Source organism: Saccharothrix sp. 6-C (assembly GCF_016695385.1).
In the GTDB taxonomy this organism is placed as follows: domain Bacteria; phylum Actinomycetota; class Actinomycetes; order Mycobacteriales; family Pseudonocardiaceae; genus Actinosynnema; species Actinosynnema texasense.
The window spans coordinates 6573653-6589344 of the sequence record NZ_CP064192.1 but is presented as its reverse complement, the minus strand read 5'-3'; the positions used below and the strand labels follow the sequence as shown (position 1 = coordinate 6589344).

At 73.5% G+C, this 15692-nt stretch carries 16 protein-coding genes; 8 read left to right on the top strand and 8 right to left on the bottom strand.

Annotated elements, in window-relative coordinates; all coding sequences use genetic code 11:
* Window positions 1-87: 87 nt before the first annotated feature.
* Entirely contained in the window at window positions 88-888 is an 801-nt protein-coding gene (locus IOD16_RS27760) for an alpha/beta fold hydrolase (protein ID WP_201436721.1), read from the bottom strand.
* A gap of 91 nt (window positions 889-979) precedes the next feature.
* On the opposite strand from IOD16_RS27760, the gene IOD16_RS27755 reads away from it, so the two are divergent.
* Entirely contained in the window at window positions 980-1363 is a 384-nt protein-coding gene (locus IOD16_RS27755) for a RidA family protein (protein WP_201436720.1), read from the top strand.
* Here the strand turns inward: IOD16_RS27755 and IOD16_RS27750 are convergent.
* Complete coding sequence (locus tag IOD16_RS27750) at window positions 1360-2358, bottom strand: IS481 family transposase (protein ID WP_201436719.1); 999 nt, start codon at window positions 2356-2358, stop codon at window positions 1360-1362. The genes IOD16_RS27755 and IOD16_RS27750 overlap by 4 nt on opposite strands.
* A gap of 198 nt (window positions 2359-2556) precedes the next feature.
* On the opposite strand from IOD16_RS27750, the gene IOD16_RS27745 reads away from it, so the two are divergent.
* On the top strand, window positions 2557-3789 hold the full coding sequence (locus IOD16_RS27745) for an MFS transporter (protein WP_201436718.1): 1233 nt from the start codon (window positions 2557-2559) through the stop codon (window positions 3787-3789).
* On the opposite strand, the gene IOD16_RS27740 is transcribed toward IOD16_RS27745, so the two are convergent.
* The gene (locus IOD16_RS27740; RefSeq protein WP_123746248.1) at window positions 3790-4209 is read right to left on the bottom strand and encodes a CoA-binding protein; all 420 of its coding nucleotides are present in this window, start codon (window positions 4207-4209) and stop codon (window positions 3790-3792) included.
* 90 nt (window positions 4210-4299) lie between these two features.
* Between IOD16_RS27740 and IOD16_RS27735 the strand changes: the two genes are divergently transcribed.
* Window positions 4300-5580 carry a PI-PLC domain-containing protein gene (locus IOD16_RS27735; RefSeq protein ID WP_201436717.1) on the top strand — a complete coding sequence of 427 codons (1281 nt, stop codon included), beginning with the start codon at window positions 4300-4302 and terminating at the stop codon, window positions 5578-5580.
* On the opposite strand, the gene IOD16_RS27730 is transcribed toward IOD16_RS27735, so the two are convergent.
* Complete coding sequence (locus IOD16_RS27730) at window positions 5577-6398, bottom strand: S1 family peptidase (RefSeq protein WP_201436716.1); 822 nt, start codon at window positions 6396-6398, stop codon at window positions 5577-5579. The two genes, IOD16_RS27735 and IOD16_RS27730, sit on opposite strands and share 4 nt — an antisense overlap.
* A 220-nt stretch (window positions 6399-6618) precedes the next feature.
* On the opposite strand from IOD16_RS27730, the gene IOD16_RS27725 reads away from it, so the two are divergent.
* Window positions 6619-7809, top strand: a complete 1191-nt coding sequence (locus IOD16_RS27725) for a cytochrome P450 (RefSeq protein ID WP_201436715.1) — start codon at window positions 6619-6621, stop codon at window positions 7807-7809.
* A 129-nt stretch (window positions 7810-7938) separates the two neighbouring features.
* Window positions 7939-8733, top strand: coding sequence for an SDR family NAD(P)-dependent oxidoreductase (locus tag IOD16_RS27720; protein ID WP_201436714.1), 795 nt, complete (start codon window positions 7939-7941; stop codon window positions 8731-8733).
* On the opposite strand, the gene IOD16_RS27715 is transcribed toward IOD16_RS27720, so the two are convergent.
* From IOD16_RS27715 to IOD16_RS27700, 4 genes are all read right to left on the bottom strand, one after another.
* Window positions 8652-9842 carry a CaiB/BaiF CoA transferase family protein gene (locus IOD16_RS27715; RefSeq protein WP_201436713.1) on the bottom strand — a complete coding sequence of 397 codons (1191 nt, stop codon included), beginning with the start codon at window positions 9840-9842 and terminating at the stop codon, window positions 8652-8654. The genes IOD16_RS27720 and IOD16_RS27715 overlap by 82 nt on opposite strands.
* 6 nt (window positions 9843-9848) lie before the next feature.
* On the bottom strand, window positions 9849-10022 hold the full coding sequence (locus IOD16_RS27710) for a hypothetical protein (protein ID WP_170185264.1): 174 nt from the start codon (window positions 10020-10022) through the stop codon (window positions 9849-9851).
* Window positions 10023-10086: 64 nt separating this feature from the next.
* A complete protein-coding gene (locus tag IOD16_RS27705; RefSeq protein ID WP_201436712.1) occupies window positions 10087-10596 on the bottom strand; it encodes a DinB family protein in 510 nt (169 codons plus the stop codon).
* Window positions 10597-10606: 10 nt separating this feature from the next.
* A complete protein-coding gene (locus IOD16_RS27700; RefSeq protein WP_123746254.1) occupies window positions 10607-12190 on the bottom strand; it encodes a thiamine pyrophosphate-binding protein in 1584 nt (527 codons plus the stop codon).
* Between the two features lie 221 nt (window positions 12191-12411).
* Between IOD16_RS27700 and IOD16_RS27695 the strand changes: the two genes are divergently transcribed.
* The 3 genes from IOD16_RS27695 (at window position 12412) to IOD16_RS27685 (ending at window position 15673) form a co-directional block, all read left to right on the top strand.
* Window positions 12412-13374, top strand: a complete 963-nt coding sequence (locus tag IOD16_RS27695) for a hypothetical protein (protein WP_123746255.1) — start codon at window positions 12412-12414, stop codon at window positions 13372-13374.
* Between the two features lie 241 nt (window positions 13375-13615).
* The gene (locus IOD16_RS27690) at window positions 13616-14221 is read left to right on the top strand and encodes an ANTAR domain-containing response regulator (protein WP_201436711.1); all 606 of its coding nucleotides are present in this window, start codon (window positions 13616-13618) and stop codon (window positions 14219-14221) included.
* Between the two features lie 276 nt (window positions 14222-14497).
* Window positions 14498-15673 carry a branched-chain amino acid ABC transporter substrate-binding protein gene (locus IOD16_RS27685; RefSeq protein WP_236594425.1) on the top strand — a complete coding sequence of 392 codons (1176 nt, stop codon included), beginning with the start codon at window positions 14498-14500 and terminating at the stop codon, window positions 15671-15673.
* The last annotated feature ends 19 nt before the right edge of the window (window positions 15674-15692 follow it).

Below are 15692 nucleotides of genomic sequence, written 5' to 3'. Positions count from 1 at the left end.
TTCGCGACGCGGGGGTAGGCGAGTTAACGTGGTCGGCCGGTCACCGTCGGTGCCCGGCCCGCACAACGTCGACTGGGCGGACCGGGGTCACCCCGTGAGGAAGTCCACCAGGAGCCGGTTGACCGCGGCGGGCTGTTCGAGGAACCCGAAGTGGCCCGCGTCGGCCACCTCCTCGTACCGGGCGCCCGGGATGGCCTCGGCCACCTCGCGGGCGAGGTGGGCGGGCAGCACCCGGTCGTCGGCGAAGCCCACCACCAGGCACGGCACGGTGATGGCGCGGTAGGCGTCGAGCCGGTCGTCGAAGTCGTTCATGTCCATCTGCGCCCGCACGCCCTTGCCCACCGCCGACCCGGTGAACTCGAAGACGTCCAGCCAGTCCCGCGCGACGACCGGGTCGCGCAGCGTCGCGGGCGACAGGTTCAGCACCGCGTCCACCGCCGCGAAGTAGCGCGGGGGCAACGTGATCCCCTGGTCGTGCAGCGCGCGTTCGCCGTGCGACAACGCCGACTGCACGGGGTCGTTGCGGCCCGCGGTCGCCAGCATCACGGCCTTGGCCACCAGGTCCGGCCGGGCCAGCGCCAGCTCCTGCGTCACCCGCGCGCCCATGGACGTGCCGACCACGTGCGCCCGGCCGCCGAGCGACTCGATCAACGCCGCCACGTCGCCGACCAGGTCGTCGATCTTCATCCCGGCCGCGCACTCATCCGTCGGCGGGATGCCCCGGTTGTCGACGGTCGCCACCCGGAACCCGGCTTCGCGCAGCGCGGGCACCTGGTGCGCGTGCCACACCCGGCCCGGGCTGCCGGTGCCCATCACCATGACGACGAGGTCGCCCTCGCCCTGCACCTGGTAGCTGAGGTTGATCCCGTTGAGCGCGACGACCGGCATGGCCCGCAGGTTACTGATCGGCTCCGCCCGACCGCCATCGCCGTGCGGAAACGGCTTCGAGGTCGCGTCGGGCGGGACGTAGGTTGCCCCCATGAGGCGAGTGATCCTGTCCGGTTCCACGTTCGAAGAGCAGATCGGGTACGCGCGGGCGGTGGTCGACGGCGAGTGGGTGCACGTCTCCGGCACCACCGGCTTCGACTACACCGCCATGACCATCTCCGACGACGTGGTGGCGCAGGCCGAGCAGTGCCTGGCCAACATCGGCGCGGCGCTGGCCGAGGCGGGCAGCGGGTTCGCCGACGTGGTGCGGGTGACGTACTACCTGCCCGACGCCGGGGACTTCGAGCCGTGCTGGCCGGTGCTGCGCGCGGCGTTCGGGGAGGTCCGGCCGGCCGCGACGATGCTGGAGTGCGGCCTGGCCGACCCCAGGATGCGCATCGAGATCGAGGTCACCGCGCATCGGCAGGCCCGCTAGCTGTACTGCCCCGTGAGGTTGGGGACGCGGCTGGCGGGTGGCTGGCCTGCGAGTGCGGTGTGGCCGCGGTGGTGATTGTAGGTGTGCAGCCATCGCGGCAGCGCCGCTCGTCGTTCGGCCTCCGAGGCGTAGGGCTGGGCGTAGGCCCATTCGTCGAGCAGGGTGCGGTTGAAGCGTTCGACCTTGCCGTTGGTCTGGGGCCGGTAGGGGCGGGTGCGTTTGTGCGTGATCCCGGCACCGGTGAGGGTGTCGTGCCACAGGCGTGAGCGGTAGCAGGACCCGTTGTCGGTCAGCACCCGCTTGACCGTGATGCCGTGGGCGGCGAAGAACGCCTGTGCCCTGGTCCAGAACGCGGTCGCGGTGCCCTTGGTCTCGTCGGGCAGGATCTCGGTGTAGGCGAGCCTGCTGTGGTCGTCCACGGCGTTGTGCAGGTAGGAGTAGCCCAGGTTGGGATGGCGGTGGGTCGTGCGGGGCCGGTCGGGATCGCGATGTGCGGAGCTGTTGCGCCGACCCGCGTGCCGGCCGTGCACCCTGTGGCCGCCGCCGTCGGGGATGTTGCCGAGCTTCTTGATGTCCACGTGGACCAGGTCGCCGGGCGCGGCGTGTTCGTAGCGCCGCACCGCGCGACCGGTGGCCCGGTCCAGGTGTGACAGCCGCGCCAACCGGTAGCGGACCAGCACCCGGTGCACCGTCGAGCACACCAGGCCCAGATGTGAGGCGATCCGGGCCGGGCCCCACCGGCGCAGCACCCGCACCTTGACGATCCGCCGCTCGGTCCGGGTCGGAGTGCGGCGCGGACTCGTACGCGGACGCGAGGACCGGTCGACCATGCCCGCACCACCCTGGTCGCGGTAGCGGTCCGTCCAGCGTTTCGCGGTGGACACCGACACCTGGAACCGCTCCGCGGCCCGCCGCAACGGCCACCGGTCCTCCACGACACACCGGGCCAGGCGCAGCCTGCCCGCCGGAGTCAGCGGTGCGTTAGCGTGGGTCACGAGGGCCTCCGTCGGTCAGGTGTAGACGTCGCAATCCACACCGAACCCGGAGGCCCTCCCTCATTCCAACATCATCCGACTACGTGTCGGACCGTTCACAACCTCCCCGGACAGAACAGCTAGCCCGCCGGGCTTGTGTCCCGGCTCACGCCCGCCGTCGATTGAAAGTGACACCGGTGTCAGGTTCGACCATGCGGTATGCGATTCACCGCCGCCCGAACCGACACCGCGCCCACCACCGGCGCCACGCCGTCCACCCCGGCCCCGACCGCGGCCGGGAAGCTGCCGCTGCGGCCCTTGCTCGCGTTGGCGACGGCCGCGTTCACCACCGTCCTGACCGAGGCGCTGCCCGCCGGCGTGCTGCGCGGCATGAGCGCGGGCCTCGGCGTGAGCGAGTCCGCGACCGGCCAGCTGGTCACCGTCTACGCGATCGGCACGGTGGCCGCGGCGATCCCGCTGTCCGCCGCCACCTCGACCTGGCCGCGCAAGCGCTTGCTGCTGGCCGGGGTGGCGGGGTTCGCGGTCGGCAACACCGCCACCGCCGTGGCCACGGCCTTCCCGGTCGCGCTGGCCGCCCGGTTCGTCGCCGGCGTGGCCGCGGGCGTGGTGTGGGCGCTGCTGGCCGGGTACGCCCGCCGGGTCGCGCCGGAGCACCTGCGGGGCAAGGCCACCGCGCTGGTCATGGCCGGCATCCCGGTCGCGTTGTCGCTCGGCGTGCCCGCCGGCACGTTCCTCGGCGGCGCGCTCGGCTGGCGGGCCGCGTTCTGGGCGATGACGGCGCTGGCCGTGGCGTTGATCGCCTGGGTGGTGGCGGTGGTGCCGGACCGGCCCGGTCAGCCGCGCGGCGGTCGCGTCCCGGTCGCGCGGACGCTCGCCCTGCCCGGTGTGGCGCCGGTCCTGGCCGTGACGCTCGTGGTCGTGCTCGCGCACACGATCCTCTACACCTACGTCGCCGCGTACCTGGCGCGGCTCGGCCTGGCCGACCGGGTCGACGCGGTGCTGCTCGTGTTCGGCGTGGCGTCGGTGGCGGGCATCTGGGTCGTCGGCGCGCACATCGACCGCCGGCTGCGCGCGCTGATGATCGCCGCCGCCGTGCTGTTCGCGGTGGCGGTCACCGCGCTGGCCGCCGACCTGGCCGTCACGCCCCTGGTCTACGTCGCGGTGGCGTTGTGGGGCCTGGGGTTCGGCGGCGTGCCGACGCTGTTGACGACGGCGGCCGGCGACGCGGGCGGCGAGGCCGCGGACGCCGCGCAGGCCCTCCTGGTCACGTTGTGGAACGCGGCCATGGCGGGCGGGGGCGTCGCGGGCGGCCTGCTGCTCGACCGGTTCGGCGCGGGCTCGCTGCCGTGGAGCGCGCTGGTGCTCCTCGTGCCCGCCCTGGCCGTGGTCGTCGCCGCCCGCGCGCACGGGTTCCCGGCGGCCCGGCGGTGATCAGCGCGGCCCGTGCTCGGACCACTCGATGGCGGGGCAGCGGTCCATCACCACGTCGAGCCCGGCGGCGGTGGCCCGCTCGTAGGCCGCCTCGTCGACCACGTCGAGCTGGAACCACACCGCTTTCGCGCCGATCGCCACCGCCTCGTCGGCGAACGCGCCCGCCGCCTCGGACCGGCGGAACACGTCGACCACGTCGACCGGGAACGGGATGTCGGCCAGCGTCGCGTAACCCTGCTCGCCGTGCACGGTCGGCGCGTCCGGGTGCACGGGCACGACCCGCTTGCCGCGCTGCTGGAGGAACTTCGCCACGCCGTACGCGGCGCGGTGCGGGTGGTCGGCCAGCCCCACCACGGCCCACGTCTCCCCGTCGGCCAGGACTCGGCGGATCTTGTCGGGGTCACCCCACGGTTCGGTCATGCCACCAGCCTAGGACGGGCTGACGTGAACAGGTTTCGCGTTTACGCTGTGAGCTGACCGCCGCCGCGGAGCCTTCGAGAGGACTTCTTGATGCGCGCCACCCGATCAGCCCTGGTCGTCACGCTCGTCGCCGCCCTGGCGGCGCCGCTCACCGCCCAGGCCGCACCCGCCGACGGCGTCTACTACGTGCAGAGCGCCACCACCGGTCTGAACGCCGGCGCCTCGGGCACGTCGGTGCTCCAACGGCGGCCCAAGGGCGACGAGGACCGCCAGCAGTGGACCCTCGCCGGTCGCACGCTGCGCGAGGGCTCCCAGTGCCTGGGCCGGCAGGGCGACCAGGCCGTGATGTCGCCCTGCGACAGCGCCGACGCGCAGTGGGACGTGCTGCCCGACGGCGAACGCCACCGGCTCAAGGTGCCCGGCGCCGACCGCTACCTGGTCGCCGTCGGCACGGACCAGGTGCGGATCGGCGCCGGCGCCGACCTCTGGTACCTCACCCCGGTGTCACCCCGGCGGTCGCCGGTCCCGCCGGAGGGCGAGCGCCGACTGGACCAGGTCACGTTCCTCACCGCGCACAACGCCTACGCCAACGGGGTGGACGGCGGGTTCGCCCCGCCGTTCGTCAACCTCGCGCCCAACCAGGCCCGCGGCATCGAACAGCAGCTCCGGGACGGGGTGCGCGGGTTCCAGCTCGACGTCCACCAGACCCCGGACGGCGCGATCCTGTGCCACAACAGCTGCACGCTGGTCAGCCGGCCGGTGGCGCTGCGGGTGGACGTGCGGCGGATCGTGGACTTCCTGCGCGGCAACCCGGCCGAGTTCGTCACGATCTTCCTGGAGGACTACGTCTCCGCCGAGGTGCTGCGCGCCGAGCTCGCCCGCGTCGACGGCTTGGCGGACGTCCTGTTCCGCCCGGACCAGGCGGGCGTGCGGGCGAACGGCTGGCCGACCCTCGACGCCCTGCGCGCCACCGGCAAGCGGCTGATGATCTTCACCGACCACGGCCGCTCGGGCGACTCGCCGCAACGCGACACCTTCGGCGTGATGTACCAGTCGGAGTGGACGGTGGAGAACCACTGGTCGATGGGCTCGGGCCTGGGCACGTCGGACTGGTCCTGCCACAGCCGCTGGAGCACGCCGCTCACCCGCACCGAGCCGGGCTTCCGGCCGCTGTTCGTGATGAACCACTTCCGGGACGTCCCGTTCACCGGGACCGCGACCACCGACAACGGCAAGCTCGCCGACCGGGCCCGCCGGTTCTGCGAGCCCGCCGCCCGCAAGACCCCGACCTACCTGGCCGTGGACCACTACCACCTGGGCAACCCGATGGCCGCGGTCGGGGGCCTGTCCGGCGAGCGGTTCGAGCCCTAGGCCGCCGGTCGCGGCAGCCCGCAGCCGGGGGCGGCCAGGTCCACCCGACCGCCCCCGGTCAGGCACGGCACGATCTGGAAGGTCTGCTGCGCGTACCCGATGCCCTGGCGCACGGTCACCTCGCCGGCGGCGTCGACCTCGCACGGGTTGTTGTCCGTGCACCGCTCGCCGTCCTCGTTGCCGGTGTTGTTGACCGCCACCACCTTGCCGGTGGCCACGTCGACCACGGGCGAGCCGGACGTGCCGCCCCTCGTGCGGCAGTCGGCGGTGTAGCGCATCGAGTCGTGCCAGGTGTACCGGCCTTCCCGCAGCCGGTAGGCGTACCCGTCCACGTGGCACGAGTAGACGTGCCGCCAGTAGCCGGACACCACGCCGACCGCGATGCCGGCGGCGGGGTGCTCCGCCGACAGCTCCAGCGCCCGGCCGCCCATCGCCTCGACGTCGCCGTAGGTGGCCGTGAGCCGGTACAGCGCGACGTCGGTGCGGGACATCGTGGCGTAGACCAGGGTCGCCGCGCGCAGGTCGCCGAGGGAGGCCTCGCCGGTGCTGTCGAGCAGCGTGAACTCCCGGTCCGCCGGCAGGTCGACCACGACCTCCTCGGCCTCCAGGAACCGCACGCAGTGCCCGTTCGTCATCACCAGCGCCGGGTCCGACGGCTGGTGGGCGGGCGGCCGGACGACCGCGCCCGAGCAGCCCCTCATCGACACGGTGCCGGTGAAGTCCAACTCGACGCGCGCGGGAGCGGACGGGGCGGCGGACGCGGGCGCGGCGGACACGGACAGCACGAGCGCGGCGAGCACCGCTACCAGGTGGCGCATGGGCGTTGATCCAATCAGCCGCCGCCGCGCGTCGCACGCTCGTTCACCCGATGGTGCGGGGCGTGGTCGACCGGTCCTCCAGTGCGCTCCGCCTTGCGGTGCAAGGACATCGCGGTATGAGCCGGCACACCGAACACGTGTCTTTGACGCCCCCGACGGGCGACCGTAGCGTGGAGGACGACTTCATCGGCGATGGGGCGAGCCGGCAGGGGGTTCCCGCGTGGCCTCCACGCACACCGATCCGATCGCGTACCCCTTCCACACCGGCGACGGGCTCGGGCTCGACCCGGCGTACGCGCGGGCCCGCGACGCCGACGGCCTGATCCGCGTCCGGATGCCGTTCGGCGAGGAGTCCTGGCTGGCCACCCGGTACGACGACGTGCGCCTGGTGCTGGGCGACCGGCGCTTCTCCCGCGCGCGGGCCGTGGAGCACGACGAGCCGCGGTTGTCCCCGGGCAGGCTCACCGGCGGCATCCTCGCCCTCGACCCGCCGGACCACACGCGGTTGCGCACCCTGGTGGCCAAGGCGTTCACGACGCGCCGCGTCGAGCGGCTGCGCCCGCGCGTCGCCGACCTGGCCACCGCGCTCATCCGCGGGCTGGAGCTCGTCGGACCGCCCGTCGACCTGGTGGAGCACTACGCGCTGTCGATCCCGGTCGCGGTGATCTGCGAGCTGCTGGGCGTGCCGGTCGCCGACCGGCCGCGGTTCCGCCGGTGGACCGACGGGCTGCTGTCCACCAGCGGGCTCGACACCGCGGACTTCGACCGCGACCGGGGCGAGCTGCGCGGGTACTTCGCGGACCTCGTCGCGCGGCGCCGCGCCCACCCCGCCGACGACCTGGTGACCGCGTTGGTGCAGGCGCGCGACGCGCACGACCGGCTCACCGAGGCCGAGCTGGTCGACCTGTCCCTCGGCCTGCTGGTCGCGGGCCACGAGACGACCGCCAGTCAGATCGCCAACTTCGCCTACGTCCTGCTGGCGGAACCCGACCGGTGGCGGCGGCTGGTCGCCGATCCCGGGCTGGTGCCCGGCGCCGTGGAGGAGCTGCTCCGGTACGTGCCCGTGGGCGCGAGCGCGGCCTTCTCCCGCTACGCCACCGAGGACGTGGAGGTCGGCGGCACGCTGGTGCGGGCGGGCGAACCGGTGCTGTGCGCGCTCAACGCGGCCAACCGCGACCGGCTGCGGTTCGACGGTCCCGAAGAGCTGCGGCTGGACCGCGCCGCGGACCGGCACCTGGCGTTCGGGCACGGCGCGCACCACTGCCTGGGCGCGCCGCTGGCCCGGCTGGAGCTGCGCGAAGCGCTCCACGCGCTGCTGCGCGACCTGCCGGGCCTGCACCTCGCGGGCGAGGTGGTGTGGAAGACCCGGACGCTGGTGCGCGGACCGCGCTCGATGCCGGTCGCCTGGTGAGGTCTTCCGGCCGGCACCGGGGGTCGGCACCGGGGTCGGCGCCGAAGTCGCGTCGCGGACCGCGGAGCCGCTGTGCCGCTACCGTGCCTCGTTCGCGGTGAGCGGGTCGAGCAGGGGAGTGGGACGAGCGTGGACCTCCGGTTGACGGGCAAGACCGCCTTGGTCACGGGTTCGACGGCGGGCATCGGGTACGCCACGGCGGTCGCGCTGGCCCGCGAGGGCGCCGCGGTCGTGCTGAACGGGCGGGGCGCGCCCCGGGTCGCCGAAGCCGCGCGGCGGCTGGCCGCCGAGGTGCCGGGCGCCGGGATCACCGCCGCGCCGGGCGACGTCGGCACCGCGGAGGGCGCCGCCGCCGTCACCGCGGCCGTGCCGGAGGTGGACGTGCTGGTGAACAACGTGTCGGTGTTCGGCCCCAGGCCGTTCGCCGACATCCCCGACTCGGAGTGGACCCGCTACTTCGACACCAACGTGATGAGCGGTGTCCGCCTGTCCCGCCACTACCTGGCGGGGATGCTCGCCCGCGACGACGGCCGCGTCGTGTTCGTCGGCAGCGACGCCGCGGTCGACATGGCCGTGGAGATGCTGCACTACTCGGTGACGAAGACGGCGACCCTGGCCCTGGCCCGCGGCCTGGCCGAGCTGACCAAGGGCACGAACGTCACGGTGAACACGGTGCTGCCCGGCCCCACCCTCACCGAGGGCGTCGGCGCGATGCTGGACGCCGGCGTGGCGCACACCGGGCTGACCCGCGAGGAGCTGCAGGAGCAGTTCTTCCGGCACACCAGGCCGACGTCGCTGCTCCAGCGCTTCGCCACACCGGACGAGGTGGCGAACCTGATCGCCTACCTGGCGAGCCCGCTCGCGAGCGTCACCAACGGCGCGGCCGTCCGCGCCGAGGGCGGTGTCGTGCGCTCCGTCCTCTGAGGCCGCCGCGCCGCCCGGCGCCAGCCGGACCCGGTGGCGCCGCCGAGCGCCGGTGGCGGCAGCCGGTAGGTCGGCGGCGTGGCGGACATCCGGATCGGGTTCGAGACCAGCGCCGGCCCGTCGACGTCCGCGGTGGGCCGCAGGCCGAGCGACTCGGCCGGCTCGAACGCGCCGGCCAGGTCGTTCACCGGCCCGCACGGCACACCGAGCGGGGTGAGCAGCGCGAACCAGTGGGCCGCCGGCCGCGTCCGCAACCGCCCGGTCAGCGACTCGGCCAACGCGTCCACGTGCGCGACCCGCAGCTCGTCCGTGGCGAACCGCTCGTCCGCCGGCAGCCCCGGCGCCTCGCGCAGCCGGGCGAACTGGCGGTCGTTGCCGACGGCCGGCACCACCGGCCGGTCTGCGGTCGGGAACACCTCGTAGGGCGCGATCGACGGGTGCCGGTTGCCCAGCAGGCCGGGCACGGCGCCCGCGAGGGTGTACCCCGCGCTCTGGTTGACCATGCTCGACAGCAGCACGGACAGCAGGTCGACCCCCACCGCCTGGCCCTCGCCGGTCGCGTCGCGGTGCCGCAGCGCGGCCAGGACGCCGACCGCCGCGTGCATCCCGGTCAGCACGTCCACCAGCGCGACCCCGACCTTGGTCGGCTCGGCCGCGCCGGTCACGCTCATCAGCCCGCCGACCGCCTGGACCAGCAGGTCGTAGCCCGGCAGGTCCGCGCCGCGACCCGAGCCGAACCCCGTCACCGAGCAGTAGACCAGCCGGGCGTGCTCCTTCGACAAGGTCTCGTAGTCGAGCCCGAACCTCCGCATCGTGCCCGGCCGGAAGTTCTCCACCAGCACGTCCGCGCCCAGCGCCAGCTCCCGTGCCGCGGCCCGGCCCTCCGCCGTCGCCAGGTCGAGCACCCGGGACCGCTTGTTCCGGTTCACCGACAGGAAGTACGTGGCCTCGCCGCGGGCGTGCGGCGGGCCCCACGCCCGCGTCTCGTCGCCACGCGGGTGCTCCACCTTGACCACCTCGGCGCCGAGGTCGGCCAACATCATCGTCGCGTAGGGCGCGGCCAGCACCCGCCCGAAGTCCGCGACGACCACACCGTCCAGCGCGCCCACGTCACCTCACTCGACGGTCAGCTCGGGCCGGAGCACCGCGGCGAACCGCGAGGCGTCCGGCACGGACACGTCCACCACCGGCGCGCGACCCGGCGCCGGGTCCGGCAGCACCTCGCCGACCGCGGGGCCCGGAGGAACCGCCTCGGCGTCGGCCGGGTCGGTGCGGGCGCGGGTCGTCATGCGCCCAGCGTCGCCCGCCCGGGGCCGCGTGCCAAGGGTCGATCGGCCGGAACACCCCGGCGGGCTACTCGCCCTTCTGCCCGTCCGCGAGCTCGCGGAGGAAGTCCAGGTGGCCGACGTGCCGACCGGTCTCCTGCACCAGGTGGGCGAGGACCCAGCGCACGGTGCGGCCCTTGCCGTCGTGGTCGCCCCTGGTGCGGTCGCCCGGCCCGAGGTCCGCGAGCGCGTGGTCCGACCGCGCCCACTCGGCGCGGTACTCGGCGATCACCGACTCCACCGTGTCGCCGTCGTGCAGCAGCCACGACGCGTCCGCGTCCGCGCCCCACAACGACGGCAGCTCGACGCCGCCCGCCTCGATCGACAGCCACCACCGCTCCACCGCCGTCAGGTGCCGCAGCACGCCCAGCGCGCTGACCACCGGTGACGTCGGGATCGGCGTCGCCGAGGCGTCTTCCCGGCTCAGGCCCTCGACCTTCGACACGGCGGTCAGTCGCAGGAAGGTCAGGAACCCGGTCAGCAGCCCCAGCTCGTCGTGGGCGTCCGGCGCGGGCCACACGCGTTCGTTCGAACTCATGTTCGACACCCTAGCTCGTGCGGTACCACCGCGGCGACGTGGTGACCGGCGGCTTCAACGCCGCCGAGCGCACCACCAGCACGTTCGGCCCCGACCGCGCCGCGTAGTCGGCCAGGCGGGACCGGAAACCGTCGCCGAAACCGTCCACAGCGGACGCCTCCACGCCGAAGCTCCGGGCCAGCGCCACGAAGTCCGGCGACCGCAGGTCCACCCCGAACGGCTCGTGCCCGTGCCGCACCTGGTCGTGCCGCAGCATCCCGTACCCGCCGTCGTCCACCAGCACCACCGTGACCGGCAGCTGCTCCTGCGCGGCGGTGGCCAGGTCGCCGACCGCGAACAGGAACCCGCCGTCGCCGCACACCGCCACCACCCGCCCGGTCACCGCCGCGCCCAGCGAGGCCGGGAAGCCGAAGCCGAGCGTGCCCCACCCCACCGGGTACGCCAGCCCGCGCGCCGCGGTGAACCGGCCGAACCCGCCGACCCAGTACCCGGCCACGCACATGTCGGCCACCACCCGGTGCCCCTCCAGCGCCTCCAGCAACGGCGCCGCGCGCGGCTCGTCCGCCTCGACCGCCTTGCGCACCAGGTCGTTCAGCTCGGCCACCCGGCCGGCGAGCCCGCCGTCCGGGCGTTCGGGCACGGCGTCGACCAGCGCCGACACCACCATCCGCGCGTCGCCGCGCAACGTCACGTCGGGCCGGTAGTTGCGGATCGCCTCCACGTTCACGTTGAGCAGCCGGGGCGGGGCGGGCTGCCGCCAGTTCTGCGTCATCATCCCGTCGAAGTCGCTGCCCACCCCGATGACCAGGTCGGCCTCGTCCCACAGCGCCCCGACCTCCGGCAGGTGCACCGGCCCGTGCACCACGTGCGGGTGGTCGACCAGCCCGCGCGCGCCGTACGTGGTGACGATCGGCGCGCCGATGCGCGAGGCCAGCGCGCCCAGCGCCGCGCCCGCGCCCGACCGCGCGGCCCCGCCGCCGGCCCAGATCAGCGGGCGCTCGGCGGCGGCCACCAGCTCCACCCCGGCCGTGACGTCCGGCACCGACGGCTCGCGGGTCGGGATGCGGTTCCACACGCCGGCGTCCGCGGTGAGGAAGTCGGTCGGCACACCCAGGTACACCGGTCCCTGCGGCGCGGTGGCGGCCAGCAACGCGGCGCTGTCGGCGTAGACGCCGATCGACTCGGCGTCGCGCAGCGTCCACCCGCCCTTCACCACCGGCAGGAACATCGCCCGCTGGTCGCGCGTCTCGTGCAGGGTGCCCCGGTACTCGCCGGGACGGCGCAGCGTCGACGGGATGTCGGTGGCGATCACCAGCACCGGCGACCCGGACGCGTACGCCTCGCCGGTCGCGCCCAGGCAGTTCGCCGCACCCGGCCCGGTGGTCACCAGCGCGACGCCGAGCCGGCCGGTGGCGCGGGCGTAGCCGTCGGCCGCGTACACCGCCGTCTGCTCGTGCCGGACGCCGACCAGCCGGATGCCCGAGGTCCGCAACGCCTCCCACACGGGCAGGTTGTGCACGCCGGGCAGCCCGAACACGACCTCGACGCCGTGCGCGGCCAGCACACCCAGCAACCGCTCCGCCCCGCTCACCATGCGCCAGACGCTAGGGACGCGACGCCTCGCGGGCAACGTTGCGCTATCGTCGGAGGCGGCGTGCGTGAGCAGACGTGAGGCTGGAGCCACTCCCCGGCAACGGGTGGCAGATCCGCCGCGGGGTGGGGGCACCCCTGCTCATGGAGTACCACCGAAGACCGTTGACCGACGCGTGTCGCGTCCTTGTCACGCCGAGCCGGGCGGCGGGAGCGAGGACTGCCATGGCGCGATCGTCGTTGACCGAGCAGCTGGTCGACCTACGCCGGAGCTACACCGGCGAGAACCTCACCCAGGCCGTGCCCGCGGTGAAGGCGGTGCTGCACGACCTGCCCGACGACCGCCGCGAACGCGTGGTCGACGCGCTGCGCGGCCAGGCCGACGTGCGCGGCCTGTTCCTGCCCGACGCCGAGGACGACGACCAGCGCGCGCTGGAGTGCGTGGTGCTGCAAGCGGGTCTGGACGCGGGCGCGCACCTGCAACTGCGCCCGCCCGCGAGCATGCTGCGCCCGGCGCACGCGTTCCGCGCGGTGGAGCCGGGGGAGCACCTGCGCGTGCACCTCACCGAGCACGCCCTCGGGCCGCTGCTGTACGAGCTGCTGCCGCGCCACGACGAGTCGTGGGTGGCGGGCGTCGCCGGCCTGCGCGTCGTGCACCACCCGCGGTCGGTGGAGCTGCGGCTGGTCGGGCTCGACGCGGCGGTGCACCTCGCGGGCGTGGACGAGCGGGCCTGGGCCGACGGCCTGAAGTACGTGCGCACCCTGCTCAAGGGCCGCAACCTGGGCGGCACGTTCATCGACGGCCCGCTCGCCCCGGTCGAGCGGGACCACCTGGCCGGGACGCCGTACCCGACGGGCGTGGGCAGCGCCGTGCTGCGCCGCTACCACCTGTTCGGCGCGGCGCCGTGGGTGCGCGCGCTGGCGCAGGGCGACCGGTGGTGGGTCGAGTGGCCCGCGAGCCTGGGCGTGCCGACGGTGGCGGACCGGCTGCTGCACCCGGTGTTCGGCCTGCCCGACGCGGTGGAGGCGCCCAGCGCCGGCGGCGGCCTCGGCATCTCCACCGGCTGGTACGACCTGTTCCTGCGCGAGGTCGACGGCCCGGACCCCGCGCACGAGGAGGCGCTGGCCGCGATGGAGTGGCCGGAGGGCGTCACGGGCTGGTGGGAGCCGCCGCAGGCGGTCAGGTGAGCGGACACCTCCCCGGACGGGTGACACCGTCCGGGGAGGTGGCCACCCCGGCGTTCGGTCGAGCGGCGGCGGCGTTCCCGCCCCCGCGTCCGGTCGAGCGGGGGCGTCCGAACCGACGAAGTCGTCACCGGTGGCCGTGATCACGGCATAACCGCGCGGACCGGGCGGCGCACGCCGGTAGACTGCGGTTTCGTCCGACGCGACCGCGTCGAGCCGCCGTCAGAGTGTCAGGAGGACCCCGGTGACCCAACAGGCTGCCGAGGCCCAGCCCGAGGTCGCGCCCCGGCGCGTGCTCGTGGCCGAGGACGAAGCCCTCATCCGCCTCGACCTGGTCGAGATGCTGCGCGAAGAGGGGTACGAGGTGGCCGGGCAGGCCGCCGACGGCGACGAGGCGGTCACGCTGGCCACCGAGCTGCGGCCCGACCTGGTCATCATGGACGTGAAGATGCCCAAGGTGGACGGCATCGAGGCCGCGTCGGTGATCGCCGGCAAGCGCATCGCGCCGGTCGTCATCCTCACCGCGTTCAGCCAGCGGGACCTGGTGGAGCGCGCCCGTGACGCGGGCGCCATGGCCTACCTGGTCAAGCCGTTCGCCAAGCGCGACCTGGTGCCCGCGATCGAGCTGGCGATGAGCCGGTTCGCGGAGCTGCAGGCCCTGGAGAACGAGGTCGCCGGGCTCTCCGAGCGGCTGGAGACGCGCAAGGTGGTCGAGCGCGCCAAGGGTTTGCTGATGACCAAGCAGGGTCTGTCGGAGCCCGAGGCATTCCGCTGGGTGCAGCGGACCGCGATGGATCGGCGCACCACCATGAAGGCCGTGGCCGAAGCCGTCATCGAAAACTTCGGGTGACTATCCCCCGAGTGATACCCGTTCGAGTATCGGACACCCCGCCGGTCATTCTCGGTTACTGCACGCATTGACCTTGTGACCTGCGGCGATTTGAGCTGGATTTGAGGTTGTTAACTCCGGAGCATTTTCCGGTGACTACCGTCACGATGTGGACACAGAGCAGTAAGACCACCTGTTCAGCGAACTCAACTGAAGCTACGTTCCCTCCCTAACCCAAGCCCTCGTGTGAGGGCTCCGCCTACCGGCGGGATGGTTGGTGTCATGGGAGGTATTCCGGTGTCAGGAGCACGACTCGGCCGAGTTCTGGCGCTGGCGGCGGCTTCGTCGCTGGTGCTCGCGGCTTGTGCCGGAGGCGGCGGCGGTGGCGAAGCGGGTGGCGACGTCACCTCGGTCAAGATCGGGTTCATGGGTGACCTCACCGGCGAGAACGCCGCGATCGTGATCCCGCCCCGGAACGGTGCGGTGATGGCGGTCGAGGAGTACAACGCCAAGAACCCCAAGATCAAGATCGAGCTGGTGCAGTACGACAGCCAGGGCAAGGCCGACCAGGCCACCTCGCTGATCACGAAGGCCATCACGCAGGACAAGATCGTGGCCCTCATCGGCCCGGCCTTCTCCGGCGAGTCCAAGGCCATCGGCGGCCAGCTCGAAGAGGGCAAGATCCCCAGCGTCTCGCCGTCGGCCACGAACCCGGGCCTGGCGCAGAACGGCTGGACCTACTGGCACCGCGTCGTGGCCAACGACGCCGACCAGGGCCCCGGCATCGCGGAGTTCCTGGTGAAGGCCAAGAGCCCGAAGAAGGCGTTCGTCCTGTCCGACGACCAGGAGTACAGCGTCGGCCTGGCCGACGCCGTCGCCCAGTCGTTCGAGAAGTCGAACGTTACGGTCGAGCGGGACAAGTTCTCCAAGGACGCGTCCGACTACTCGTCCACGGTCACGAAGGTCGCCGCGTCGAACCCCGACGTGATCGTCTTCGGCGGTTACTACGCGCAGGCCGGCCGGCTGCTCAAGCAGCTGCGCGACGGCGGTGTCAAGGCCACGTTCGCCTCCGGTGACGGCTCGCTCGACCAGCAGCTCGTCACCGGTGCGGGCACCGAGGCCGCCGAGGGCGCCGTCCTCGCCTGCCCGTGCAACATCCCGACGCCCGACGTGACCGGCGCGCTGAAGACGTTCTTCGACAACTACAAGAAGAGCGCCAACGTCGACCCGGCGATCTACGCGACCGAGGGCTACGACGCCGCGACGGCGTTCATCAAGGCCGTCGAGGCGGGCAACACCACCGGCGAGAAGATCAACGACTTCCTGAAGAGCGTGAGCTTCGACGGCGTCTCCAAGCCGATCAAGTTCAAGGCGAACGGCGAGCCGGAGAACAACGCGATCTTCATCTACCAGGTCGTCGACGGCAAGGTGAAGCTGCTGGGTGCCGCGGAGGAAGCGAAGCTCGAGGGCTGATCCGGGACGGATCAGGTAA